The organism is Sphingomonas sp. UYP23 (genome assembly GCF_054059235.1).
The window spans coordinates 147909-173656 of record NZ_JBSSBX010000001.1; the positions used below are offsets into that span (position 1 = coordinate 147909).

General features: G+C 67.9%; 22 protein-coding genes and 1 tRNA gene. 13 read left to right on the forward strand and 10 right to left on the reverse strand.

Annotated elements, in window-relative coordinates; all coding sequences use genetic code 11:
• Positions 1–37: 37 nt before the first annotated feature.
• Together ACVWYO_RS00870 and ACVWYO_RS00875 are read right to left on the reverse strand one after the other, a co-directional pair.
• Complete coding sequence (locus ACVWYO_RS00870; protein WP_457348324.1) at positions 38–1264, reverse strand: pyridoxal-dependent decarboxylase, exosortase A system-associated; 1227 nt, start codon at positions 1262–1264, stop codon at positions 38–40.
• Positions 1261–2760: an acyl-CoA ligase (AMP-forming), exosortase A system-associated gene (locus ACVWYO_RS00875; protein ID WP_457348325.1), complete on the reverse strand. Its 1500-nt coding sequence runs from the start codon at positions 2758–2760 to the stop codon at positions 1261–1263. Before ACVWYO_RS00875 ends, ACVWYO_RS00870 begins: the two co-directional genes overlap by 4 nt.
• A 139-nt stretch (positions 2761–2899) precedes the next feature.
• Here ACVWYO_RS00875 and ACVWYO_RS00880 point away from each other — a divergent pair, with 139 nt between their 5' ends.
• From ACVWYO_RS00880 to ACVWYO_RS00890, 3 genes are read left to right on the forward strand one after another with little or no spacing between them, the layout of a single operon-like run.
• Positions 2900–3172 carry an acyl carrier protein gene (locus tag ACVWYO_RS00880; protein WP_457348327.1) on the forward strand — a complete coding sequence of 91 codons (273 nt, stop codon included), beginning with the start codon at positions 2900–2902 and terminating at the stop codon, positions 3170–3172.
• A gap of 10 nt (positions 3173–3182) precedes the next feature.
• Positions 3183–3893: a hypothetical protein gene (locus ACVWYO_RS00885; RefSeq protein WP_457348329.1), complete on the forward strand. Its 711-nt coding sequence runs from the start codon at positions 3183–3185 to the stop codon at positions 3891–3893.
• Complete coding sequence (locus ACVWYO_RS00890; RefSeq protein WP_457348331.1) at positions 3881–4648, forward strand: hydrolase 1, exosortase A system-associated; 768 nt, start codon at positions 3881–3883, stop codon at positions 4646–4648. Before ACVWYO_RS00885 ends, ACVWYO_RS00890 begins: the two co-directional genes overlap by 13 nt.
• 40 nt (positions 4649–4688) lie before the next feature.
• Here ACVWYO_RS00890 and trxB read toward each other — a convergent pair whose 3' ends face one another.
• Both trxB and ACVWYO_RS00900 read right to left on the reverse strand, forming a co-directional pair.
• A complete protein-coding gene (trxB, locus tag ACVWYO_RS00895; RefSeq protein ID WP_457348333.1) occupies positions 4689–5654 on the reverse strand; it encodes a thioredoxin-disulfide reductase in 966 nt (321 codons plus the stop codon).
• A 100-nt stretch (positions 5655–5754) separates the two neighbouring features.
• Positions 5755–6135 carry a VOC family protein gene (locus ACVWYO_RS00900; RefSeq protein ID WP_457348335.1) on the reverse strand — a complete coding sequence of 127 codons (381 nt, stop codon included), beginning with the start codon at positions 6133–6135 and terminating at the stop codon, positions 5755–5757.
• A gap of 176 nt (positions 6136–6311) precedes the next feature.
• Between ACVWYO_RS00900 and ACVWYO_RS00905 the strand changes: the two genes are divergently transcribed.
• Positions 6312–6761, forward strand: a complete 450-nt coding sequence (locus ACVWYO_RS00905; protein ID WP_457348337.1) for a hypothetical protein — start codon at positions 6312–6314, stop codon at positions 6759–6761.
• A 331-nt stretch (positions 6762–7092) separates the two neighbouring features.
• A complete protein-coding gene (locus tag ACVWYO_RS00910; RefSeq protein WP_457348339.1) occupies positions 7093–8133 on the forward strand; it encodes an aldo/keto reductase in 1041 nt (346 codons plus the stop codon).
• Positions 8134–8222: 89 nt separating this feature from the next.
• Here the strand turns inward: ACVWYO_RS00910 and ACVWYO_RS00915 are convergent.
• The 4 genes from ACVWYO_RS00915 to ACVWYO_RS00930 form a co-directional block, all read right to left on the reverse strand.
• A tRNA-Met gene (locus tag ACVWYO_RS00915) sits at positions 8223–8299 on the reverse strand.
• A gap of 97 nt (positions 8300–8396) precedes the next feature.
• A complete protein-coding gene (locus ACVWYO_RS00920; RefSeq protein ID WP_457348341.1) occupies positions 8397–8924 on the reverse strand; it encodes a 2'-5' RNA ligase family protein in 528 nt (175 codons plus the stop codon).
• Entirely contained in the window at positions 8921–10867 is a 1947-nt protein-coding gene (locus ACVWYO_RS00925) for a potassium transporter Kup (RefSeq protein WP_457348343.1), read from the reverse strand. Before ACVWYO_RS00925 ends, ACVWYO_RS00920 begins: the two co-directional genes overlap by 4 nt.
• Positions 10868–11002: 135 nt before the next feature.
• Positions 11003–11443: an Lrp/AsnC family transcriptional regulator gene (locus ACVWYO_RS00930; protein WP_457348345.1), complete on the reverse strand. Its 441-nt coding sequence runs from the start codon at positions 11441–11443 to the stop codon at positions 11003–11005.
• 131 nt (positions 11444–11574) lie between these two features.
• Here ACVWYO_RS00930 and ald point away from each other — a divergent pair, with 131 nt between their 5' ends.
• The 4 genes from ald to ACVWYO_RS00950 all read left to right on the forward strand — a co-directional run bounded on the left by ald (position 11575) and on the right by ACVWYO_RS00950 (position 17170).
• A complete protein-coding gene (ald, locus tag ACVWYO_RS00935; protein WP_457348348.1) occupies positions 11575–12681 on the forward strand; it encodes an alanine dehydrogenase in 1107 nt (368 codons plus the stop codon).
• A 151-nt stretch (positions 12682–12832) separates the two neighbouring features.
• Complete coding sequence (locus ACVWYO_RS00940; RefSeq protein WP_457348350.1) at positions 12833–13660, forward strand: hypothetical protein; 828 nt, start codon at positions 12833–12835, stop codon at positions 13658–13660.
• A 129-nt stretch (positions 13661–13789) separates the two neighbouring features.
• Positions 13790–15109 carry a S1 family peptidase gene (locus tag ACVWYO_RS00945; protein ID WP_457348352.1) on the forward strand — a complete coding sequence of 440 codons (1320 nt, stop codon included), beginning with the start codon at positions 13790–13792 and terminating at the stop codon, positions 15107–15109.
• Positions 15110–15154: 45 nt separating this feature from the next.
• Positions 15155–17170 (forward strand): TonB-dependent receptor plug domain-containing protein, encoded by a 2016-nt coding sequence (locus ACVWYO_RS00950; protein ID WP_457348353.1) that lies wholly within the window; start codon positions 15155–15157, stop codon positions 17168–17170.
• Positions 17171–17174: 4 nt separating this feature from the next.
• On the opposite strand, the gene ACVWYO_RS00955 is transcribed toward ACVWYO_RS00950, so the two are convergent.
• Positions 17175–18071, reverse strand: coding sequence for a LysR family transcriptional regulator (locus ACVWYO_RS00955; RefSeq protein ID WP_457348354.1), 897 nt, complete (start codon positions 18069–18071; stop codon positions 17175–17177).
• A gap of 182 nt (positions 18072–18253) precedes the next feature.
• On the opposite strand from ACVWYO_RS00955, the gene ACVWYO_RS00960 reads away from it, so the two are divergent.
• From ACVWYO_RS00960 to ACVWYO_RS00970, 3 genes are read left to right on the forward strand one after another with little or no spacing between them, the layout of a single operon-like run.
• Positions 18254–21457, forward strand: coding sequence for an efflux RND transporter permease subunit (locus ACVWYO_RS00960; protein WP_457348355.1), 3204 nt, complete (start codon positions 18254–18256; stop codon positions 21455–21457).
• On the forward strand, positions 21450–22592 hold the full coding sequence (locus tag ACVWYO_RS00965) for an efflux RND transporter periplasmic adaptor subunit (RefSeq protein ID WP_457348356.1): 1143 nt from the start codon (positions 21450–21452) through the stop codon (positions 22590–22592). The genes ACVWYO_RS00960 and ACVWYO_RS00965 overlap by 8 nt, the downstream gene beginning before the upstream one ends.
• Positions 22579–23991 (forward strand): efflux transporter outer membrane subunit, encoded by a 1413-nt coding sequence (locus ACVWYO_RS00970; RefSeq protein WP_457348357.1) that lies wholly within the window; start codon positions 22579–22581, stop codon positions 23989–23991. Before ACVWYO_RS00965 ends, ACVWYO_RS00970 begins: the two co-directional genes overlap by 14 nt.
• A gap of 9 nt (positions 23992–24000) precedes the next feature.
• Here ACVWYO_RS00970 and ACVWYO_RS00975 read toward each other — a convergent pair whose 3' ends face one another.
• Positions 24001–25101: a DUF475 domain-containing protein gene (locus ACVWYO_RS00975; RefSeq protein ID WP_457348358.1), complete on the reverse strand. Its 1101-nt coding sequence runs from the start codon at positions 25099–25101 to the stop codon at positions 24001–24003.
• 170 nt (positions 25102–25271) lie between these two features.
• Between ACVWYO_RS00975 and ACVWYO_RS00980 the strand changes: the two genes are divergently transcribed.
• On the forward strand, positions 25272–25715 hold the full coding sequence (locus ACVWYO_RS00980; protein ID WP_457348359.1) for a BLUF domain-containing protein: 444 nt from the start codon (positions 25272–25274) through the stop codon (positions 25713–25715).
• The last annotated feature ends 33 nt before the right edge of the window (positions 25716–25748 follow it).

A 25748-nucleotide genomic window follows, 5' to 3' on the forward strand; every position in this document is an offset into this window, starting at 1 on the left:
ATTGCACTGCTATGATGCCGAAGGGGTGAATATACCGTTAGGAATGCCGGGCGAGGATTTCCAGCGGCATAGGATGCCCAAGAAACGCCGTCGGGCTCGCGCTCACCCCGTAGGCGCCGGCCATGAAAACCGCAACCAGATCGCCGACGTGCGCGACCGGCAATGTGACGCGGTCGGCGAGGCGATCGAGCGGCGTGCAGAGTGGACCGACGACGCTGACGGTCTCGGTCGGCGCTCCCGCGGCAGCGGTGGCGACGCTGACGGGATAGTTGCGTTTGACCACCGTCCCGAGATTGCCGGTCGCCGCGAGCTGATGGTGCAGCCCGCCATCGACGACGAGAAACGTCTCGCCGCGGCTTTCCTTGCGGTCGACGACGCGCGTGAGATAGACGCCCGCCTCGCCGACCAGCCAGCGGCCGAGCTCGATCGCGAAGCGCGTGTCGCGCAAGGCGGCGCTCCGATTGGCGCGGGTTTCCGCGAGCGCCTCGCCGATCACGGCGATGTCGAGCGGAACCTCGCCCGGAAAATACGGGATCCCGAATCCGCCGCCAAGATTGACCAGGGGCGGCATGACGCCGATCTCGTCGGCGAGTCGCCCGGCAAGCGCCATCGTCGCCGCCTGCGTCTCGATGATCGCCCTGGCGTCGAGCGCCTGCGACCCTGCGAAGATGTGCAGCCCGCGCCAGTCCGCGCCGGCCGCGATCACATCCCGCGCCACCGCCGCGGCGCGATCGGCGTCGATCCCGAACGGCGACGCGCGACCGCCCATCCGCATCCCCGATCCCCGCAGCTCGATCTCGGGATTGACCCGGATCGCCAGGCGCGGCGTGACGCCGAGGCGATCGCCGATGCCGACCGCGCGCGTCGCCTCGCCCGCCGATTCGAGGTTGATCGTCACGCCCGCCTCGATCGCCGCAGCCAGCTCGTCGTCGCGCTTGCCGGGGCCAGCGAAGCTGATCGTGCGCGCGGGTTTATCCGCCGCCAGCGCCATCGCCAGTTCGCCGCCCGAGGCAATGTCGAAGCCATCGACCAGCGGCGCCATCGCGGCGAGCAACGGGGCGAACGGATTGGCCTTGATCGCATAGTGCAGGTCGATCCCGGCAAAGGCAGCGCGGAAGCGGGCGATCCGCGCTTCGGCCGCCGCCATGTCATAGACGAACAGCGGCGTATCGCCCGCCGCCCCGACCCAGTCCGAGGCGCTGCGCCCGGCTATGGTCAAAGGAGACCCGCCAAAGTCGGCGGGGATCGTGCCCATCGGTTTCATGACGTCAGTTCCGCTTTTATCGCTGCCCGGTCGAGCTTGCCATTGGCGTTGCGTGGCAGTTGCGCGCGCCACTCGTAGCGCAGCGGCTGCTGAAAGCTCGGCAGATCGCGCCGCAAGCGCGCCCGCAAGTCGGCCTCGCTCAAGCCATCGCCACGCGCCACCACGACGATCGCCTGGCCAAGCCGCGGATCGGGCAGGCCGAGCGCGACCGCCTCGACGGTCTCGCCGCCGGCCAGCACGGCCTCCTCGATCTCGGTCGGGCTGATGCGGTTGCCCGCGCTCTTGATCATCTCGTCGTCGCGCCCGACGAAGCGGAGCAGCCCGTCACCGTCCATCACCACGGTATCACCCGACCACACCGCCGTGCCGCCCGCTGCCGACCAGGCCGGCGCTGGACGAAAGCGCTGCGCGGTCCGCTCGGCATCGCGCCAATAGCCCTGCGCCACCAACGGCCCGGCGTGGACGAGCTCGCCCGGTTCGTCCGGCCCGGCCTGCGCCCCATCGGGGCGAACGACCATCACCTCGGCAAAGGGAATCGCGCGGCCGATCGAGTCGGGATGCGTAGCGACCAGTTCAGGCGCGAGATAGGTCGAGCGGAACGCCTCGGTGAGCCCGTACATCGGGTATAGATCCGCCTCCGGGAAACGCGCCCGCAAACCGGCGATGAGCGGCGCGGTCAACGCCCCGCCCGAATTGGTGAGTCGTTTCAGACGGTTTGCCACGGCATCCGGCCATTCGCTCTCGATCAGCTGGACCCACAGCGGCGGCACGCCCGCCAGCGTCGTCGCGCCGACGCGTTCGACCGCCTTCACGACATCGCGCGCCGTCAGATAGTCGAGCGGCGCATAACTGGCGCCCGCCGCCCAGGTCGAGAAGAGCTGGTTCTGGCCGTAATCGAAGCTCAGCGGCAACACGCCGAGCACGCGGTCGTCGGGCGTCAGCGCGAGATAGTGCGCCACGCTGATCGCGCCGAGCCACAGATTGGCGTGGCTGAGCATCACGCCCTTGGGGCGGCCGGTCGAGCCCGAGGTATAAAGGATCGCGGCGAGCGTATCGGGATCGCCGGACGACGGCGGCAGCGGATCGGCCGCACTTACATCCGCCTCCAGAAAGCTCACACATCCATCTGGAATGTCGCCGTTTTCCAGCGTCTCGCGCCTGCCCGCCTGCGTCAGCAGCACAGACGCACGACTGTCGGCCAGGATATGGCCGACCTGCGCGCGCTTGAGCATCGGATTGATCGGGACATGCACCAGCCCGGCACGCGGTGCGGCCAGCGGCAACACGCATGCCAGCCGCGTCTTGGGCAACCAGCTCGCGACCCGCGCGCCCGGCGCGTAGCCTTGCGCCGCCAGCCATGCCGCCACTTCACCCGTCAGCCGCTCGAGCGCGTCGAAATCGAGCGTACCCGCGCGGTCGATCAACGCCACCGCGTCGCCGCGCCCACATCCGGGCAGCGTATCGATGGGCCGAGGGATTGGGTCTAGCGCGGACATGCCCCCCTGATAGCGCACGCGGCCTGCCTGTGAAGGGCCCGCACAGGGCTGGCACGGGGCCCGCACGGGGCGCGCTCTTGGCATAAGCGGGCCCAGTCTCTATCGCGGCGCAACATAACGGCTAGAACCGGGGCTCCTTGTGCTTCCAGATGATTACGACCAGATCGATTCGACCGTCCGCGCAACCTTGCGCGACGTGCTGGGGCTGAGCGCGGCGCGCGCCGCATCGCTCACCGCCGACACCGCGCTGTTCGGTGCGTTGCCCGAGCTCGATTCGATGGCGGTTGCGGGGCTGTTGACAGAGATCGAGGAACGGCTCGGCATCCTGATCGAGGATGACGAGGTCGATGGCGAGATGCTCGAAACCTATGGCAGCCTCGTCCGCTTCGCCGCGGCCAAGACGCCGCGATGACGGCAACCGCTTGATCGGCTCGTACGAAACGCGCCTTGGCCGCGAGGCCATGCTGCGTTTCGGGCCGGCGACGGGGCCGGTCGCGGTGGTCATCCTGCCGTTGTTCGAAGAAGCCAATCGCGTCCGCGCGCTTGCGGTGGCGATCTGTCGCGCGCTTGCCCGGCGCGGCGTTGGCAGCCTGCTTCCCGACGTGCCGGGCCAGGGCGAGAGCCTCGTTCCGCTCGAACAGTGCAGAATCCCCGATCTGAGCGACGGGGTCGCCGATGCGGTCCGGCAAAGTTCGGACAACGGCCGCCGCTGCTACAGCGTGGCGATCCGCAGCGGCGCACTGCTCGACAGGACCGCCGCTCTGCACGGTCGCTGGCAGCTCGCGCCGCAAGACGGCGCGAGCCTGCTGCGCGACCTCAAGCGGATCCGGCAAGCCGCCCGGCCTGGCCCCCCTCTTGGCGACCGATGGTATCACGACGGCGACGCACCAGTGGAGATTGCGGGGAACCGCATCGCGCCGGATCTGCTGACCGCGCTCCCGCTTTCCATGCCGTGGCGCCGCGAGGATGGCGGGGTCGTTCGCACTGTGCGGCTCGAAACCGACCCCCTGCCCGCCGACCGCCACGTCGCCGGCGCACCCCTCTGGCGCCGGGCCGAGCCCGACACCGACCCCATGCTCGCCGCGCTGCTCGCCGACGACATTGCCGACTGGATCGCGCGATGCGAAGGGTGATCCGCTTCGCCTGCGCGGGCGACACGCTGTACGGGACGCTCGATGCGGCGCCAGGCAAGACCGGGGTGCTGATCGTCTCGGGCGGCAACGAGATCCGCATCGGTGCGCATCGCGGCATGGCGTTGCTCGCGCAGGCGCTCGCCGCGCGCGGGATCCCGGTGCTGCGCTTCGACCGGCGCGGGATCGGCGATTCGACGGGGATGAACGGCGGCTTCCTGTCGTCGGGCCCCGACATCGGCTGCGCGGCCGCGACCTTCAGCGCCGAGGCGGGGATCGAGCGGCTCGTCGCGTTCGGCAATTGCGACGCCGCGACCGCGCTCGCGCTGTTCGGCGCCACCGCGGGGATCGACCGGCTGATCCTCGCCAACCCCTGGGTGATCGAGCAGCAGGACGACTTGCCCCCCGCCGCCGCGATCCGCGCGCGCTATGCGGCGAAACTCAAAGACCCGCGCGAATGGCTCCGCCTGGCGCGCGGCGGAGTCGATTTGCGCAAGCTGGCCAGCGGGTTGGCGAAGGTTGCTCAGCCGCAGGCGGAAGCGCCCGACGGCCTCGCGCAACGCCTATCGGCGGCCTTGGCGGCGAGCCGCCTCGACACGACGATCCTGCTCGCGGCGCGCGACAATACCGCGATCGCGTTTCGCGAAGGCTGGGATGGCCCGGTCGCGATGTGCGACACCGACAGCCACAGCTTTGCCCATCTCGCCGACGCGGCGTGGCTGGAGGAGCAGATCGTCGCGGCGGTGCTGCGCGACTAGCCGCGCCCCTCCCGCACGCAGGAGGGGAAAGACCGCTCCGCTATTCCGCCGCCTCGGCCAATTCGAACTCGGCCTCTGCCAGGAACTTCTCGGCATCGAGCGCGGCCATGCAGCCGGTCCCTGCCGCGGTCACCGCCTGGCGATAGATCTTGTCCATCACGTCGCCGCACGCGAACACACCCGGCACGCTGGTGCGGGTCGAACCCGTCTCGACCCACAGATAATGATCCTCGTCGAGCTTCAAATGCCCGCGGAACAGTTCGGTTGCGGGATGATGCCCGATCGCGACGAAGCCGCCCTCGGTGTCGAGCCGCGACTGTTCGCCGGTGACGGTATCGATCAGGTCGATCGCCACGAGGCCCGCATTTCCGCCCCCGTCGACGAACTGGTCGACTTCCTTGTTCCACAACACTGTCACGCCCTTGTGCGCGAACAGCCGCTCCTGGAGGATCCGCTCGGCGCGGAGCGCGCCGCGGCGGTGGATCAGCGTCACGTCGGGCGAATGGTTGGTGAGATACAACGCTTCCTCGACTGCCGTATTGCCCCCGCCGATCACCGCCACCTTCTTGCCGCGATAGAAGAAGCCGTCACACGTCGCGCAGGCGCTGACGCCCTTGCCCTTCAACGCTTCCTCGCTATCGAGCCCCAGCCATTTGGCCTGCGCGCCGGTCGCGATGATGAGCACGTCACCTTCATAGACGTCGCCGCTGTCGCCGGTCAGCCGGAACGGGCGCTGCGTCAGGTCGACCGCGACGATCGTGTCGTACATCAGCGTCGTGCCGACATGCTCGGCCTGCTTCTGCATCTGCTCCATCAGCCACGGGCCCTGGATGACGTCGGCGAAGCCGGGATAATTCTCGACATCGGTCGTGGTCATCAGCTGACCGCCGGGCTGGATGCCCTGGACAAGGATCGGCTTCATTCCGGCGCGCGCGCCGTAAATGGCGGCCGAGAGGCCGGCGGGGCCCGAGCCGAGGATCAACATGCGCGTGTGGTGGGTGGTCATGATGGCTTTCGTCCTGTCGGTCCGTCGCCGCTAGGGGAGCGACAGACCGGCCAATGAGATGGGAGGTCCCGGCCGGCGCACAAGGGCGCGCCGGCCTGCATCAGGCAGGCATACGATGCAGGGAGCACAGCTTGTTGCCCGCGGGGTCGCGCAGATAGGCGAGATACAGCTTGGCGAAGCCGGCATCGCGAATGCCGGGATCGTCCTCGACTGCGGTACCGCCCGCGGCGAGACCTGCGGCATGCCACGCATCGACCTGCGCGGGCGAGGATGCGGCAAAACCGATCGTGCCGCCATTGGCGTGGCAGGCCGGCGCACCGTCGATCGGCTTGGTGACCAGAAAGCGCCCGCCGGCGTGATCATAGACGAGTCGGCCATGGCTCTCGATCGCGGGCTTGGCGCCGAGCGCGGCGAGCGTTGCGTCGTAGAATGCACGCGACGCCTCGAGATCGTTCGATCCGACCATGATGTGGCTGAACATGGGATGCTCCATAACTGGGCCGCGCCCTGTGCAGCGGCATCCCGCCGCGGCTAGCGCATTTGCCGCAGTCACGAAAGATACCCGTTTCGACCCTAGCGTCTGCGCGGCCGCAAAACGCGCGCACGCGCAAACGCCGCTTGTCGCGCTGCCCGCGACCGCCCTATCGCTGACCGCAGATGCTCAGCCAGCTCGAACAGGTCAGCGTGAACTTGGCCGCGGCGCGTGCGCTGCGCGCGGAGGGCGTGCCATATCGCGAGATCGGGCGCCGGCTGCGGCTGACGACAAGCCAGCTCGGCCATATCCGCCGCACGCTGAAGCGCGAAAAGGCCGGGCAGACCCGCTTGCAGACGACGATGCCGGGCGCCACGGCGCGGGATTTGCCGATCGGCCGATCGGCCTTGCCAGCCGGACTGCGTCGCATCCTCATGAGTGCAGGCTATCGTACGCTCGGCGCGGTCGCCGCCCGGGTCGCCGACGGGGACCAGCCCGGGCTCGAGTCGATGGCGGGTATCGGGCCGTTTCGCATACGGCTGATACGGGCGTTGCTCGACCAATTCGACCTCAACGCCGGCCCGGGCGATCTTCAGGCGGAAGTCGAAAAGCTGTTTCCCGAGTTCCGCGATTAACGGGCGCAGCGTCGAGCGATACTGAGGGGCCAGCCCTTCGCTGCGCGACGTGTTCCGGCGCGGCCGCGCCGTCTCGTGGAGGAAGCGCCCAGGCTACCGCATCGCACGAGGCAGTGCGTGGGCCGCTTGGGTCGTCGGCAAAGGCGACCCGCCGCGCCGCGCGCCTCCGTGCTCGACACGGTCCACGCCCCGATCGTCGCCTTTGCGCGCGATGATCCGTGGCCTGCGAAGCGCGTTCGGTGCTGGCCGTTGGAGCCATTCGACGCGTCATGCTTTGATGCGCTGACCGCCTCGCCCCCACGCCCCGTGAGCGGCTTCGGAAGGATTCTAAATGCGCTACAACAAGCTTGGCCGCACCGGCCTGTTCGTCTCGGAACTGTGCCTCGGCACGATGACCTTTGGCGGCGGCGATGACATGTGGGGCAAGATCGGCCAGCTCGGTCAGGACGAAGCCGATGCGCTCGTCCGCGTCGCGGTCGATGGCGGTATCAATTTCATCGACACCGCCAACGTCTATTCGAACGGTCGCTCGGAAGAGATCACCGGCCAGGCGATCCGCAACCTGGGCCTCAAGCGCGAGGAGATCGTCGTCGCGACCAAGGCGTTTGGCGATATGGGTCCCGGCCCCAACGCCCGCGGCGCCTCGCGCTACCACCTGATCGACGCGTGCAAGGCGAGCCTCAAGCGGCTCCAGCTGGACCATATCGATCTCTACCAGATCCACGGCTTCGATCCGGCCACGCCGATCGAGGAGACGCTGCGCGCGCTCGATACGCTCGTCCAGCACGGCCATGTGCGCTATATCGGCTTGTCGAACTGGGCGGCGTGGCAGATCGTCAAGGCACTTGGCGAATCGGCGCGGCTCGGGCTGCACCGCTTCGCCTCGCTCCAGGCCTATTACACGATCGCCAGCCGCGATCTCGAGCGCGAGATCGTGCCGATGCTGCACTCCGAAGAAGTCGGGCTGATGGTATGGAGCCCGCTCGCCGGTGGCTTCCTGTCGGGCAAGTACGACCGTACCGACGAAAGCAGGACCGATGGCCGCCGCGCCAAGTTCGACTTCCCGCCGATCGACAAGGATCGCGGCTATGCGATCATCGACGTGATGCGCCCGATCGCCGAGGCCCACGGCGTCTCGGTCGCGCAGGTGGCGCTCGCCTGGCTGCTCCACCAGAAGGCGGTGTCGAGCGTGATCGTCGGCGCCAAGCGGCCCGACCAGCTGACCGACAACCTTGCCGCGACCAAGGTCGAGCTGTCGGCGGACGATCTCGCCAAGCTCGGCGAAACGAGCGCCCTGCCCGCCGAATATCCGGGCTGGATGTTCGAGCGCCAGGGCGACTATCGCCGCACGCTGCTCGAAAAGATGCGCTGATGCTCCGCGCCCGGTTCGTCCATGCTGGCGAGCCGGGCCTGTCCCGCTCATAGCGGGAGCGGTGACCCGAAGCCGAGTTCTGAAAGGGATGGTAGCGAAGGAGGGACTTGAACCCCCGACCCCAGGATTATGATTCCCGTGCTCTAACCAACTGAGCTACTTCGCCGAGGCCCCGGCTAAACCGGAGCGTGCCGCTGTGTGCGAGGCGCGGGCTATAAGTAGGCGCATCCGAGCGGTCAACCCACCTTTGCGCCGGTTTCGTCTCAGGCGAACATATGGCGCGAGAGCGGCTCCCACGGGCCACCGCGATACCACCAGCTCGCGAGCCCCGCGAGGCGGACGGTGCGGGGTTGAAAATCGCGCGCGAGCTCGGCTTGCAGCGCCTTGGCGACCGCGGGCTCGACCTTATTCTGGACGGTGACGTGCGGCCGCCAGCCCGCGCGGTCCTGCGGCGTCAGCACTGCGGAAAAGGCATCGGCGAGCCGATCGCGGATATCCTCCAGCGCGGGCGATTCGATCCGGAACGCGACACCGCGGCCAAGCGACATAAGCCCGGAGATCCGCGCCTCGGGCGCGCGAACGCGGCTGGTCTCCGCCGCGAGCCGCTGCTTGAGCTCGCGTTCGAGGCTCGGCGCGAGATGGTGGAACATCGTCAGATGCGCCTTGAGCTGGTTGCGCTCGGGCGGGAAGTGCCGGACGCGCAGATCATCGAACCACGCCGCATCGCCCGCGCCGAACAGCGCGGTGACGATGATCGGCGCAGGGCCCGACGCGGGCGCGACCTCGCTCAAATCTCGAGCTGGCTGCCGAGTTCGACCACGCGGTTGGTCGGCAGGCGGAAGAATTCCATCGCGCTTTCGGCGTTGCGCAGCATCCACGAGAAGAGCTTCTCGCGCCACAGCATCATTCCCGGCCGCGACGACGGCAGCAGCGTCTGGCGCGACAGGAAGAAGCTCGTGTCGATCATGCGGAAATCGGCACCGCAGCGATGGACATTGGCGAGCGCCACCGGCACGTCGGGCTCCTCGATAAAGCCATAGCGCAGGACCATGCGGTGGAAGCCGGCCCCCAGATCCTCGATCATGCAGCGATGCCCCTCGGACACGTAGGGCACGTCGGCGATCTTGATCGTCAGCAGGATGATCCGCTCGTGGAGCACCTTGTTGTGCTTGAGGTTATGCAGCAGCGCGTGCGGCACGCCTTCGGGCGACGAGGTCATGAACACCGCGGTTCCCGGCACGCGCGTCGCCGAGGTGGCGGCCGACTGGATGAAGATCTTGATCGGCATCGCGCCCTCGCGCATCCGGTCGATCATCAGCTGCCGCCCCTTCGACCAGGTCGTCAGGATCGTGAAGATGATGAAGCCGACCAGCAGCGGGAACCAGCCGCCCGCCGGCACCTTGGTCAGGTTCGCCGAGAAATAGGCGCCGTCGACGAGGAAGAACACCGCGAGCAGCGGCACCGCATAATAGACCGGCCAGTTCCACAGGCGGAACAGCACGACGCTGAGCAGGCAGGTGTCGATGAACATCGCCCCCGTCACCGCGATGCCGTACGCCGAGGTCAGGTTCGACGAGGTGCGGAAGAAGATCACCAGCAGCAAAACCATCGTCAGCAGCAGCCAGTTGACGAGCGGGATGTAGATCTGTCCGACGGTCGCCGCGCTGGTATGCTCGATCCGCAGCCGCGGCATGAAGCCCAGCTGGATCGCCTGCTGCGTCACCGAGAAGGCACCCGAGATCACCGCCTGCGACGCGATCACCGCAGCCATCGTCGCGAGGATGACGAGCGGCAGCTGGAGGCTGTCCGACGCGAGCATGTAGAACGGGCTTTCGAGCGCCGGTTGCCCCATCCGCGACAGCAATGCGCCCTGCCCCATGTAATTCATCATCAGCGCGGGCAGTACGACGAACAGCCACGACACGCGGATCGGGTTGCGCCCGAAATGTCCCATGTCGGCGTACAACGCCTCCGCGCCGGTCACCGCGAGCACGACCGACCCGAGCGCAAGGAATGCGCGCAGCGGATCGAGTGCGAAGAATTCGACCGCGTAGTGCGGCGAGAACGCCCACAGGATCTCGGGTGTCTTGACGATGCTCAGCACGCCAAGCGTTGCGATCACCGCGAAATAGAGGATCATGATCGGCCCGAAGAACAGCCCGACGCGTGCTGTCCCGCTGCGCTGGATCCAGAACAGGCCGATGATGATCGTCATCGCGATCGGCATCACGAGGCCGCCGAGCCCCGGCGAGACGACCGCGAGGCCCTCGACCGCCGACAACACCGACACTGCCGGGGTGATCATCGAATCGCCGTAGAACAGCGCGGTCGCGAACACGCCGAGCAGAATGATACCGCGCGACCAGCGCTTGTTCTTGGTCCGCCCGTTGACGAGCGCCAACAGCGCGAGGCTGCCGCCCTCGCCCTTATTGTCGGCACGCATGATGATCGTGACATATTTCAGGCTGACGACGATCATCATCGACCAGAACATCAGGCTGACGACGCCCATGATGTGGATCGGATCGAGCGCGAGCTTGTGATGCCCGGCAAAGGTTTCGCGAAAGGCGTAGATCGGGCTGGTGCCGATATCGCCGAACACGATGCCGATCGCGCCCAAAGCGAGCTTTGCCAGGCCGTCCTTGCCGTGATGGTGCGCATCATCCGCGCCTGTATCCGGCGCCGAGTCGCGATTGGCGGGCACGCTGCCCGCACTTGCTTGAGTGATGCTCACGCTAAGGGTGTTCTTGCCCGGATTTCATGCAGATAGGTCATGGATGACGGCGCTGGCCTCGGTCCCGATGGTGCGGCGCAATAGCACGCGGCATTGCCCCCCGCAACGCCGTGTACAGCGAGGGTTCAGCCAGGCTCAATCTTCGGTCGCGAGCGTGCGGATCGTGAATTGCGTAACGAGCCGATGGACGCCGGGAAGCGCCGAGAGCACCTCGCGGTGGATGCGTTCGTAGCTGTCGTCCTCGCGCACCAGCACCTTTAGCAGGTAATCCGATTCGCCGCTCATCAGATGCGCCTCGCTGACTTGCAATGTTCGCGCGAGCGCTTGCTCGAACTGCTGCATCGTCGCTTGCCGTTGGTCGGTCAGCGTCACCGAGACGAACACCGTTGAGGGATTGCCGCGTGCGGCGCGCGACAGGCGGGCACGGTAGCCGAGGATCATCCCCTGGAGCTCGAGCGTCTTGACCCGGCGATGCGCCGCCGAGGGCGACAGACCGACGCGCGCGCCGAGCGCCTCGCTTGTCAGCCCCGACTCCTGCCCAAGCTGTGCGATGATCTTGCTGTCGATCGTATCCATGCGGGACGCTGTTGCGCGGACGCCTCGCTTTTTGCAATACCATCCCGATCTGCCCCGCCTTGCTGGCGAGTTTGCACGCACTTCCTGCGCCCGCTGCTGTAAAAGGCGCATACTCAATAGGAGAGTTTGCGATGCGCATCGGCGTTCCCAAGGAAATCAAGAATCACGAATATCGTGTCGGCCTGACCCCTCCGTCGGTTTCCGACCTCGTCGCCGCTGGCCATAGCGTTGCGGTCGAGACCGGGGCTGGCCTCGGCATCGATTTCGAGGACCAGGATTATGTCGCCGCCGGTGCGACGATCCTGCCCGACGCCGCGAGCGTGTTCGCGCAGAGCGACATGATCGTGAAGGTCAAGGAGCCGCAGGCGAGCGAGATCGCGCTGCTCGAGCCGCGCCACCTGCTGTTCACCTATCTCCACCTCGCCGCCGACAAGCCGCAGGCCGAAGGCCTCATGAAGTCGGGCGCGACCTGCATCGCGTATGAGACCGTCACCGCGAGCGACCGCTCGCTGCCGCTGCTGAAGCCCATGTCCGAAGTGGCCGGGCGCATGTCGATCCAGGTCGGTGCGCATTATCTCGAGAAGGAGCAGGGCGGCCGCGGCATCCTGCTTGGCGGCGTGCCGGGCGTGGCGCCAGCCAAGGTCGCGATCCTCGGCGGCGGCGTGTCGGGCGTCAACGCCGCGCAGATGGCGGTCGGGATGCGCGCCGACGTGACGATCTACGACATCTCGAACGCGCGGCTCGCCGAGCTCGACATGTTCTTCGGCAGCCAGATCAAGACCGCCTATGCCTCGCGCGCGGCGATCGCGGCGGCGGTGAAGAATGCGCATCTCGTGATCGGCGCGGTGCTCGTCCCCGGCGCGGCGGCACCCAAGCTCGTCACGCGCGACATGCTCAAGACGATGAAGCGCGGCTCGGTGCTGGTCGACATCGCGATCGACCAGGGCGGCTGCTTCGAGACGAGCCATGCGACGACGCACGAAGACCCGGTGTTCGAGGTCGACGGCGTGATCCATTATTGCGTCGCCAACATGCCTGGCGCGGTCGCGCGGACTTCGGCGTTCGCGCTCAACAATGCGACGCTGCCGTTCGTGCTGAAGCTCGCCACGCTCGGCGCCGAGGGCGCGATGGCGGCGGATGCGCATCTGGCAAACGGGCTCAACGTCTCGGCGGGCAAGATCCGGCATCAGGCGGTGGCGGATGCGCTCGACCTGCCGTTCGAGGCGTGGGCGGGCTGAGCGAAAGCTCGGCGCTTCGGTAAAGGGAATGCGCTGCGGACCGGCGGTCCGCAGCGGGATTGCCGGAGCTCGCTGTTCCACGGTCTTCGTCCCGCGGCGGGATTGCCAATCGGTGTGAACTCGTCCAGCCTCCGGCCATCCGGGGGATACGATGTCACTGATTATTGCTGCATTATCGGCCGCGGCCATCGTCCAGGGATCTGGCGCTTCCCCTGCCGCTCCGCCATCCGCCGGGACCATTCCGACCCTGCCTACCGCCGAACAGCGGATCGCCCAGGCAGTGAACGTCGGCCGCTTGATCTACCTTTTCGACCGGGCGGCATGGGTGAGCTCGGATGCGTTGACGGCGAGCGTGCCCAAGGATCAACTCACCGGCGCGGGCGGCTATGTCATCGAACTGACGGACCCGCAGACCTTGCGAGTCACCTATTATCATGGCGCGGGGGCGGCTGCCCGGGCATTCTTTATCGCGGATGTGCGCACCGGGCAGGTCGTCCGGAAGGACGTGCTCGCCACGCCCGTCGCGTTGAGCGCCAATCAGGCGATCCTCGCGCGGGCACGCGATGTGGCGTCGGCCCGGGCGGTCGAGCGCGCGTATAAGCCCTGCACTCCCTTCCCGTTCAACACCGTCGTCTTGCCGTCGCGCAACGGTGGTCCGATCGCGGTGTACCTGTTGTCCGCCATGCCGGATGCGGCGACCTATCCGATGGGCGGGAATTACCGCGTCATCATGGCGTCCGACGGAACCGTCGTCGCTTCGCGCCCGTATAGCGTGAGCTGCCTCAACGTGCCGGTGCCGAAGCTCCCGGCCGGCGCCAAACCGGTCGGCATCGTGGTCAATCACCTGCTGGACCCGGTTCCGACCGAGATTCATGTCTTCGCATCCTACAGCCTCAGGATGCCGGTATTTGTCGCCACCCCTGACAAGCGGGTGTGGGAAGTGCAGGGGAGCACTATAACGCTAGCGAAAATGAAATGATGTCGCGCCGCAGGGGGACGGTCGCGGCTTTGAGACCGCAGTGGATTCGCCCCTCGGGCTCAGACGCTGGGCGATAGAGGTTCGTTCGCACCGGTTTCCCGCGACCCGGAAATCCGCTAGCGTACGGCCGTGCGCAGTCTTCCCTTCGTCCTCGCCTTGCTCGTCGGCCCGACCGGCGTCTGGGCACAGTCGACGCCGCCGCTGGTGCCGACGGAAACACAGCAGCCCCCGGCGGTCCCGGCAAACCCGCCACCGCTGATCGCGACCCAAACCACCCCGCCCCCGTTCTTCGCGCTCCCGATCCTCGAAACCCCAGCGGCCGCGCGCGCCGAGGACGCCGCCGAATATGCCAAGCTCTTCGCCGTCCCGCTGCGCGACGCAATCGCGCGGCTTGCGGTGCAGGATGCGAGCGTTCCCGTCACCGACGCGATCGCCGAGCGCTATCGCGACCGGCTCGCGGGCATCGCGATCGAGCATCGGCCGGCCTATCGCATCGTCGTCAACCTTACCGGCTCCACGCCGGTCGCGGCCGAGCAGGTCAGCGCGGGCGGGATCACCGTGCCGATCGTGTTCCGCCCCGGCGCCGCGGTCACACGCGACCGGGTGATCTGGGCGATGACCAATCACCAGGCGGGGATCCGCGCCGCGTTGCGCACCCCGCCCGGCATGGGGCTCGATCCGCACACCGGCGCGCTCGTCGTGACGATCGGCAGCACCGACGCCGCCGAGGGTGCGGCCAATCTGGAGAAGCGCCTCGGCGCGATCGCCGGCGTGCCGGTGAGCGTCCGCGCGCTCAACCAGAGAGACGTCAACCTCTCGCCCGAAGGCGGCGCGCGGGTCGAGGGGCTCAACCCGGCCGACAATCGCCGCTACGTCTGCACCACCGGCTTCAACATCACCGATGGCGCGCGCAGCGCGGTCACCACGGCCGCGCACTGCGTCGACCATCTCGATTATCGCGGCGCGCGCGGGACGGTCGAGCCGCTGAGCTTTGTCGGGCAATGGGGCTGGGGCTATCGCGACGTGCAGATCAACGCGTCGCTCGGGCCGCTGCCGCCGACCTTCTATGCCGATGCGGCGCGCACCCGGCTGCGCCCCGTCACGGGCAGCCGCGGTCGCGCGAGCACGCGCGCCGGCGACTTCGTATGCCATCGTGGCGAGCGCACCGGCTATAGCTGCGCGGTCGTCCAGCTCACCGATTTCGCGCCGGCCGGCGATCTGTGCGGCGGGCCATGCCTGCCGACCTGGGTCACGGTATCGGGCCCGACCTGCAAGGGCGGCGACAGCGGATCGCCGGTGTTCAGTGGCACCACGGCGCTCGGCATCCTCAAGGGCGCGAGCTATCGCGGCGACGGATCGTGCGCGTTTTATTTCTACATGTCGCTCGATTATCTGCCAGAGGGCTGGTCGTTGCTGCAGGCGATGCCGGGCGTCGTTCCGACGGGATGACGCTAGGCCGCGCCGATCTTCTCCCGATCGAGTCTGGCCAATCCTATGTATCGCGTATCGCTCCTGCCGTTGGTGGCGCTTGCCACGCCCCTGCCCGCGCTCGCGCAGCAGGCCCCGCCCCTGCCCCTGCCAACCGACGGCCCGGATATCGTCGTGCTCGGCCAGCCGCTGCCCGTCCCGCCGGGCGTTCCGGCCTATGGCTCGGTGACGATCTCGCGCGACCGGCTGACGGGGGACGCGTCTGGCCGGGTCGAGGATGTCCTGCTCGACGTCGCGGGCTTCCAGCAGTTCCGCCGTGCCGACAGCCGCTCGGCCAACCCTTCCGCGCAAGGTGTGACGCTGCGCGCGCTCGGCGGCAATGCGTCGAGCCGGGCGCTGGTGCTGCTCGACGGGGTGCCGCTCGCCGATCCGTTCTTCGGCTATATCCCGTTCAACGCGATCTCGGCGGATCGCCTCGGCGGCGTGCGCGTGACGCGCGGCGGCGGCGCGGGGGCGTTCGGCGCGGGCGCGGTCGCGGGGACGATCGAGCTGGCGAGCGCGACGCGCCGCGACGTGCCGTTGGTCGCGGGCGAGGCTTTCTACGGCAGCAACAATGCGCAGGAGGTGTCGGCGAGCGTCTCGCCGAACGTGGGCGGCGGATTCGTTAGCGTCTCGGGCAAGTTCGAGCGTGGCGACGGGTTCTATACGACGCCCGAAAACCAGTTTTCCGCAGCGACCGTGCGCGCGCGCTATCGCGATTTCTCGGGCGGGATGCGCGCGGTCGTGCCGATCGACGCCGAGACCGAGATCCAGGCGCGCGGGCTGCTCTATCGCGATTATCGTACGCTGCGCTTCGCTGGCGCCGACAGCAGTTCGCAGGCCAATGACGCGAGCGTCCGGCTGATTCATCGCGGGCCGTGGGCGATCGACGCGCTCGCTTATGTCCAGACGCGCACCTTCACCAATCGCGTGATCAGCGCGACGACCGCCAAGCTGACGCTCGACCAGCGCAACACGCCCGCCACCGGGATCGGCGGCAAGATCGAGCTGCGCCCGCCGGTCGGGCCCGACCATGTGCTGCGTGTCGGCGTCGATGCGCGGCTCGGCGACGGCACGCTGTATGAAGATGCCTATGCCGCGACCGGGCTGGTGACCACCCGACGGACCGCCGGCGGAAAGACCAGCACGCTCGGGGCGTTCGTCGAGGATGACTGGACGCTCGGCAAGCTCGTGCTGACCGCGGGAGTGCGTGGCGACCGCTGGACGATCACCAACGGCTTCTTCCGCGAGGCGAATGCCGCAGGGGCGATCACCACCAACACACGCTATGCCGATCGCGACGGGTTCGAGGGGACGGCCCGCGCCGGCGCGCTCTTCCACGCGAGCGATGCGATCGCGTTGCGCACCGCTGGCTACACCGGCTTCCGGCTGCCGACGCTCAACGAACTGTATCGCCCATTCGTCGTCTTCCCGATCACGACGCAGGCCAATGCCGCGCTCGGGCTCGAGCGATTGCGCGGGGTCGAGGGCGGCATCGACCTCACACCGTTCACCGGGGTGACGCTCGGCATGACCGCTTTCTACAATCGGCTCGACGGTGCGATCGCAAACGTGACGATCGCCCCCAACGTCCGCCAGCGGCAGAATGTCGATGCGATCGTCGCCAAGGGAATCGAGCTGACCGGCCATGTCACGCACGGCGCCGTCTCGCTCGACGCGTCCTATGCGTATAGCGACAGCACGGTACGCGCATCGGGCACGCAGGCGGCGCTCAACGGCCTGATCCCGGCGCAAAGCCCGCGCCATACCGGCAGCGCGACGCTTGCCTGGGCCAGGAACGGCCTCGGCGCGTCGGCGACGGTGCGCTATGCCGGCGATCAGTTCGAGGACGATCTCCAGACCGGGCTGCTGCCCGCGGTGACGACGCTCGACGGCGTGATCACGCTGCCCGTCGGGCACCGCGTGTCGCTCGTCGCGCGCGCGGAGAACCTGCTCGATGCGACCGTGCTGACGCGCAATGCGGGCGGCTCGATCGACCTCGGCACGCCGCGTACGCTGTGGATCGGCGTGCGGCTGCGCTGAGGCGTCAGGCCGGGCCGCTCGCCGCGACGATCTTGAGGAAGGCGCGGCAGGTCAGGCTGGCATCCTCGCGCAGGTGGAGCAGCCACATGCCGGTCCGCGATTCGGGGTCGGACAGCGGGACATAGACGAGCTTGCTCGACTGCAGCGCGCAGAGCGACTCGGCCACCACCGTCATCCCGATCCCCGCCGCGGCGAGCCCGAACAGCGTCGACACTTCGCGCACGGTATGCGCGACATTCGGCTCGACCCCGACGCCGCGCAGCATCGCGAAAAGTTCGCCGGTGAAGGTCGCGCCGTCCTCGCGGCTGTAGACGATCAGCGGTTCGCCCTCGAGATCGCGCAGGCCCAGTTCGGGGCGGTCGGCAAAGCGATGGTCGGGGCGCATCGCCACCATCATCCGCTCCTCGAGGATCGGCGTCGCCTGGATCGTCGCATCGACATCGGGCCGGCGGAAGCCGCGGACGAAGCACAGGTCGAGCGCATGGTCGATCAGCGCGGTCGGCTGGACGCGCCCGGCGAGCTCGGTCAGCGCGAGCTTTACGTCCGGATAGGCCTGACGATAGTCGAAGATCGCCTTGGCGATGCGCGGCACGAACGGGGCGGAGGCGTTGAACCCGAGATTGAGCTGACCGAGTTCGCCCCGCGCGGCGCGGTGCGCGACGTCGATCGCGCGTTCGGCCTGGGCGAGGGTCGCGCGCGCTTCGCCGAGAAACGCCGCGCCCGCGCTGGTCAGCCGCACGCTGCGGCTGGTGCGATCGAACAGCCGGACGCCCAATTCCTGCTCGAGCGCGGCGATCTGCTGGCTGAGCGGCGGCTGCGAAATGCCGAGCCGCGCGGCGGCGCGCGCGAAGTGCAGTTCCTCGGCGACGCCAACGAAATAGCGGAGATGGCGCAATTCCATTGATCAAGAGCTAATCGCTATCGATCATGCTGTAAACCATATTGGACGAGGATGAATGTCGAGGAGCAAGGGCGAATTGCTGCGGGTGCGAAGGCACTCTCAGTGCGCCCAGGATCCTGGAGTTTTGCTGTGTTTGCACCGCTTTCCCGCTTTGCCCAGCGCCCCTCGCGGAGCCGCACCGCGTGATCGGAATCGTTCGCGTCGCGCTCCAGCGCCCGCTCACCTTCATCGTGATGGCGATCCTGATCGCGATCATGGGCGTGCTCGCGGCGATCCGCACCCCGGTCGACATCTTTCCGAACATCGGCGTGCCCGTCATCGCCACCGCGTGGCAGTATAGCGGCCTGTCGCCCGACGAGATGTCGGGCCGGATCATCACGCCGTTCGAGCGCGTGCTGACGACGACGGTCAACGACATCGACCATATCGAGAGCCAGTCGATGAACGGCATCGGGGTGGTGAAGATCTATTTCCAGCCCGGCGCCGACATCCGCACCGCGACCGCGCAGGTGACGTCGGTGTCGCAGAGCGTGCTCAAGCAGCTGCCGCCGGGCATCACCCCGCCGCTGATCCTGAACTACAACGCCTCGACCGTGCCGATCGTCCAGCTTGCGCTGTCGGGCAAGGGACTGTCCGAGGGGCAACTGTTCGACATCGCGCAGAACCAGATCCGTACCAATCTGGTGACGGTGCCGGGCGCCGCAGTGCCCTACCCGTCGGGCGGCAAGACGCGCCAGATCCAGATCGATCTCGACCCGGAGGCGCTCCAGTCGAAGGGCCTGTCGGGCCAGGACGTCGGCAATGCGATCGCCGCGCAGAACCAGATCAACCCGGCGGGCTTCGTCAAGATCGGCGGGTACCAGTATAACGTGAAGCTCAACAACGCGCCGGGTTCGGTCGAGGAGCTCAACGCGCTGCCGATCAAGGTGGTGAACGGCGCGACGATCTACATGCGCGACGTGGCGCATGTCCGCGATGGCTCGGCGCCGCAGACCAACATCGTCCATGTCGATGGCGCGCGCTCGGTGGTGATGACGATCCTCAAGAACGGCGCGACCTCGACGCTGGCGATCGTCCAGGGCGTCAAGGACGCGCTGCCCAAGATCGAGGAAACGCTGCCGGCTGCGCTTAAGATCGTGCCGATCGGCGACCAGTCGGTGTTCGTGAAGGCCGCGGTCGAGGGCGTCATCAAGGAGGGCGCGATCGCGGCGGCGCTGACCTCGCTGATGATCCTGCTGTTCCTCGGTTCGTGGCGCTCGACCGTCATCATCGCGATCTCGATCCCGCTCGCGATCCTCGCCGCGATCATCGCGCTGTCGGCGACGGGCAATACGCTCAACATCATGACGCTCGGTGGCTTGAGCCTCGCGGTCGGCATCCTGGTCGATGATGCGACGGTGACGATCGAGAACATCAACTGGCACCTCGAACAGGGCAAGGGCGTCACCGAGTCGATCCTCGACGGCGCGGCGCAGATCGTCACGCCGGCGTTCGTGTCGCTGCTGTGCATCTGCATCGTGTTCGTGCCGATGTTCTTCCTGCCCGGAATCGCGGGCTTCCTGTTCGTGCCGCTCGCGCTCGCGGTTGTCTTCGCGATGATCGCGTCGTTCATCCTGTCGCGCACGCTGGTGCCGACGATGGCGATGTATTTGCTGAAACCCCATGCCGGCGACCAGCACGCCGCGGGAACGCCGACCTCGCGCAACCCGCTGGTGCGCTTCCAGCGCGGCTTCGAGCATCGCTTCGAGAAGATCCGCCTCGGCTATGGCGGGCTGCTCGAAAAGGCGCTCGGCCGCCCCAAGCCGTTCCTGTTCGGCTTCATCGCCGCGGTGCTGCTGTCGTTCCTGCTGCTGCCGTTCCTCGGGCAGAACTTCTTCCCGAGCGTCGATGCCGGCGCGATGGCGATCCACGTCCGCGCGCCGGTGGGCAGCCGGATCGAGGATACGTCCGCCGAGTTCGACCGGATCGCGCACCGCATCCGCGCGACGATCCCGGCGCGCGAGCTCGTCTCGGTCGTCGACAATATCGGCCTGCCGGTCAGCGCGATCAACACGGTGTACGGCAATTCGGGGACGGTCGGCCCGCAGGATGGCGACATCCTGATCCAGCTGTCGAAGGATCACAGCCCGACCGCGGACTATGTGCGAACGCTGCGCGAGAGCCTGCCCAGGGCGTTCCCGGGCACGCAATTCTCGTTCCTGCCCGCCGACATCACGACGCAGATCCTCAATTTCGGCGCGCCCGCACCGATCGACATTCAGATCACCGGCAAGGACGCGGTCGCCGATGCCGCTTTCGCGCAGAAGATCCTGCGACAGGTCAAACGCATCCCCGGCGTCGCCGATCCGCGGTTGCAGCAATCGGCCCGCTATCCGCAGCTGAACGTCACCGTCGATCGCACGAGAATCGGGCAATATGGGCTGACCGAGCGCGACGTCACCACCAGCGTCGGCAGTTCGCTCGCCGGCACATCGCAGACCGCGCCGGTCTTCTACCTCAACCCCGACAACGGCGTGTCTTACGCCGTGGTCGCGCAGACCCCGGAATATCGCCTCGGCTCGGTCAGCGACCTGTCGAACATCCCCGTCACCGGAAGCGGCACCGCGCCAACCAGCCAGGTGCTCGGCGGCCTGAGCACAGTGACGCGGGCGAGCGCGGCTGCGGTCGTCTCGCACTATAACATCGCGCCCGTCATCGACATCTTCGCGACCCCGACCGACCGCGACCTCGGCGCGGTGTCGGGCGATATCCTCACGGTGATCAAGGACCTCAAGGGCCAGACGCCCAAGGGCGTGAGCGTCACGCTGCGCGGGCAATATGCGACGATGAACAGCGCGTTCTCCGGGCTGGGCTTCGGGCTGATCGGCGCGATCGTGCTGATCTATCTGCTGATCGTGGTGAACTTCCAGAGCTGGCTGGATCCGTTCGTGATCATCACCGCGCTGCCCGGCGCGATCGCCGGGATCATCTGGATGCTGTTTGCGACGGGCACGACGCTGTCGGTCCCGGCGCTGACCGGCGCGATCATGTGCATGGGCGTCGCCACCGCCAACGCCATTCTGGTCGTCAGCTTTGCGCGCGAACGCCTCGCCGAACTCGGCAATGCGACCGCCGCCGCGCTCGAGGCCGGGCTGGTGCGCTTCCGTCCGGTGCTGATGACCGCGCTCGCGATGATCATCGGCATGCTGCCGATGGCGATGGGCTTCGGCGAGGGCGGCGAACAGAATGCACCGCTCGGGCGCGCCGTCATCGGCGGGCTGATCGTCGCGACCTTCGCGACGCTGATGTTCGTGCCGGTGATCTTCTCGCTGGTTCACAAGAAGCGCGACCGCGCCCCTACCCTAGCGCCTGTCGCGCGCGCCCATTTGGAGGAAGCACATGTCTGAGGGCGGCAACGGTCGGCTTAAGGTTGCCGGCGGGATCGCGGCGATCGTCGCGGTGGGCCTGGTCGGCGCCGGGATCGCGACGCGCGTCCATTCCGAGCATCGCCTGGCCGACTGGACCGAGCAGCAGGCATTGCCGGCGGTCTCGGTGATCCACGCGAGCTCGGTGGCGAGCAGCGATGCGCTGCGGCTCCCCGCGGCGCTGCAGGCGCTCAACAGTGCGCCAATCTATGCGCGCACGACAGGCTATGTCCGCCGCTGGCTGGTCGATCTCGGCGATCCGGTGCGGCGTGGCCAGACGCTCGCGATCCTCGACGCGCCCGAGGTCGACCAGCAATTGGTCGCTGCGCAAGCCGATCTGCAGACCGCACAGGCAAACCAGGCGCTTGCTGCCACCACCGCGACGCGCTGGCGGACGATGCTCGCCAAGGATGCCGTCTCGAAGCAGGAGACCGACGAGAAGGCGGGCGACCTCGCCGCGAAATCCGCGCTGACCAACGCCGCGCGCGCCAATGTCGCACGGTTGCGCTCGCTCACCGGCTTCACCCGGCTGACCGCGCCGTTCGACGGGATCGTGACGAGCCGCGCAACGCAGATCGGTGCGCTCGTCGTGGCAGGCAACGCCGCTTCGACCCCACTCTTCACGGTCGCCGATGTCAGCCGCATCCGCGCCTATGTGAAGGTGCCGCAGGCCTATTCGGGGCAGGTCCATCCCGGCATGCCCGTCACGCTGACGCTGCCCGAATATGCCGGGCGCACCTTTGCCGCCACGCTGACGCGCAGTGCCGGTGCGGTCGATCCCGGATCGGGCACCGTGCTGGTCGAGGTGCAGGCGCCCAACCGCGACCATGCGCTCAAGCCCGGCTCCTATGCGCAAGCGAGCTTCCCGCTGAGCGGCGCGTCGGGCACGGTCTCGCTGCCGCCGAGCGCGCTGATCGTCGGGTCGGGGGGTACGCAGGTCGCGCTGCTCGGGCCCGACGGCAAGGCGCAGCTGCGCACCGTCACGATCGGGCGCGACCAGGGCAAGTCGGTCGAGATCGCCGCCGACCTGACCGCGCAGGACCGCGTCATCGACAATCCGCCCGACTCGCTCCAGACCGGCGATGCGGTGAAGGTGCTCCCCAATGCCGGCAAATAAGCGCCGTCTCGCGGCGATGGCGCTGGTGAGCCTGGTGCCCCTCGCGGGCTGTTCCCTCGCGCCCGACTATCATCAGCCGGCCGTGGCAGTCGCGCCGGCCTATAAAGAGGCCGGGCCGTGGCAGACGGCCGGTAGCGCCGTCGTGCCGGCCGGGCGCTGGTGGGAGGCGTTCGACGATGCGACCTTCAGCGCGCTCGAGGCGCGGATCGAAACGGGCAATTTCGATCTTGCCGCCGCCGCCGCACGCTATGAAGAGGCGAGCGCCGCGGTCCGTCGCAGCCGCGCCGCCTTGCTCCCGCAGATCGACGCCGGCGCCGATGTCGAGCGCACGCGCGTCTCGGCGGGTCGTCCCCTCTCGTCCGGGCGCGCCGTTACCTACAACAATGCACTGATCGGCCCGTCGCTCTCCTACGAGATCGACCTGTTCGGACGTGTCCGCAACACGCTCGCCGCCAACCGCGCCGCAGCGCAGGCAAGCGCGTCGGATCTCGCCGCGGTCCGGCTTGCGCTCCAGGCGCAGCTCGGCTCGGCCTATTTCGACATGCGCGGGCTCGATGCGCGGATCGTTCTGCTGCAGCAGACGGTCGATGCCTATGGCCGCGCCTTCCAGCTGACCGACACGCGCCATTCGGGCGGGATCGCCTCGGGAATCGACGTCAGCCGCGCGCAGAGCCAGCTCGCCAGCGCCAAGGCCGAACTCGACGCGGTCCGCGCCGAGCGCGCGCGCGACGAACATGCGATCGCGGTGCTGGTCGGCGAAAGCCCGTCCAGCTTCACGCTGCCGGTCGACGACCGGCAGATCGCGCCGCCGGCGATCCCCGCAAGCCTGCCCTCGACGCTGCTCGAACGCCGCCCCGACATCCGCGCCGCCGAACGCCGTGTCGCCTCCGCCAATGCGCGGATCGGTGTCGCGCGTGCGGCGCTGTATCCGAGCATCTCCCTCGGCGCGGCCGGCGGGTTCGAGGCGGGCAGCGGCAATCTGCTCAGCGCGGCCAACGGGTTCTGGGCGCTTGGCCCGCTGTCGCTCGCGCAGACGCTGTTCGACGGCGGCGCGCGGCGTGCCGATGTGCGACTGTCGCGCGCACAGTTCGACGAGGCGGCGGCGACGTATCGCCAGACGGTGCTGAGCGCGTTTCGCGAGGTCGAGGACGATCTCGCCGCCGGACGGCACCTCGCCGACCAGGAGCGCAACCAGGCGATCGCCGCCGCCGCCGCCGAGCGCACGCGCGATCTCGCCACGACGCGCTACCGCGACGGTGCATCGGATTTTCTCGAGGTCGTCCTCGCGCAGACCGCCGCGCTCGATGCCGAGCGCGCGCTGCTCACGGTGCGGACGCAACACCTCACGGTCGCGATCGATACCGTGCGGGCGCTCGGCGGGGCGTTTCCGGCGGGTTGATGCTGCGCCTCAGCGCGCGCGGGTGTCCGGCTGACAATCGCCGTCGGGGAGGACCAGCGCGCCGACGCCGTTCTCGGCATATTCCCCCGGATGCCGCTTGCGGTGCCGGACCGAGGCAAGCAGCGACAGCGCGATAAGGACCGCGCCGATCAGCCCGGTGACGATCTCGGGCGTCTCGATGCGGATGCTCAGCAGCATGATCGTCGCGAGCGCGAGGATCGCATAGAAGGCGCCGTGTTCGAGATAGCGGAACTCGGCGAGGTGCCCCCCATGGACGAGCGCGACCGTCATCGAGCGAACGAACATTGCCCCGATGCCGAGCCCGAGCGCGATCAGCACGATGTCGTTGGTGATCGCGAACGCACCGATCACACCGTCGAACGAGAAGCTCGCGTCGAGAAACTCGAGATAGATGAACGCCCCCAGCCCCGAGCGGACCACCGCGCCGGTCGCGTGATCGACATCGCCGCCGACCAGCGCGCCGATCCAGTGGACGCAATAGAACGCCCCCACTCCGCACAGGCCGGCGATCAGAAAGGTGCGTTGCGTCGCGCCGTCGAGCAGGAACGAAAGGCCGATGATCGCCGCGATGACGACGAGATAGGCCGCAAACGGGATCCGCGCGAACGCCGCGAGCGGACGCTCGATCCACGACAGCCCGAGATGCTCGCGATTGGGATCGAAGAAGAAGGTCAGGCCGACGAGCAGCAGGAACGCGCCGCCGAACCCCGAAATGCCGATATGCGCGCCGGTGACGATCGTCTCGTAGCGCGCCTGATCGACCACCGCGATCCGCGCGGCCTCCCACGGGCTGATCATCGCCGACACCGCGACGATCAGGATCGGGAAGACGATCCGCATCCCGAACACCGCAATCAGGACGCCCCAGGTGAGGAAGCGGCGCTGCCAGATCGGCGCCATGTCCTTCAGGATCGAAGCGTTGACGACCGCATTGTCGAGGCTGAGCGAGGTCTCCATAGCGCCGAGCACCGCCGCAACGAAGACGAACGCGCCCGCCTGCTCGATCCCGCCGCCCTGCCAAAAGGCCAAACCGCCCGCCAGCAGCAGGCAGACGATCGTGAACAGGATCGAGCCGTAGAAGTTTTTCATCCCGCTCCGAAAGACGATCTGGTCCGGTTTTGCAACCGAACTTCACCGCAGGCGACGCGATCGAATTGGGGCCCTCGTTCCGTAAATGACCGATTTCGTTGCTTTACCTATCGTCATTACGATTGCGTTACGGTATAGGGTCTCCGCGTTTCATTGGGAATATTCCGCCGATGATCCATTCGCTCCTCTACGTCAGTACCCAGGTGGTCGCGCCCACCGACGCCGACGCGACGATCGCCAGGATCGTTTCCGGGTCGCGGCGGCGCAATGCCAGGTTCGGCGTGACCGGGGCGCTGATTGCCACGGCGCGGCGCTTTGCACAGGTCATCGAGGGGCCATCCGATTCGATCGCGACACTGTTCGCGTCGATCCGGTTCGATCCGAACCATCGTGACGTCACGGTCCTGCTTGCGGATACGATATCGGAGCGGCGGTTCGGCGAATGGTCGCTCGCCTATCACGGGCCGGCGCCGTACCTCGAGCATGTCGTGGCACCCATGGTCGCGTCCAGGACCGTAACAGAGCGCGACGGCCACCGGCTGATCAGCGTGATGCGGCACCTTGCCGCCGAGCCGATCTGGGCATCCCCGGTCCATACCAGCGCCGATTCGTAGCGCACGCTGCGGCCAGCCGGCGCTGTCGAAGCA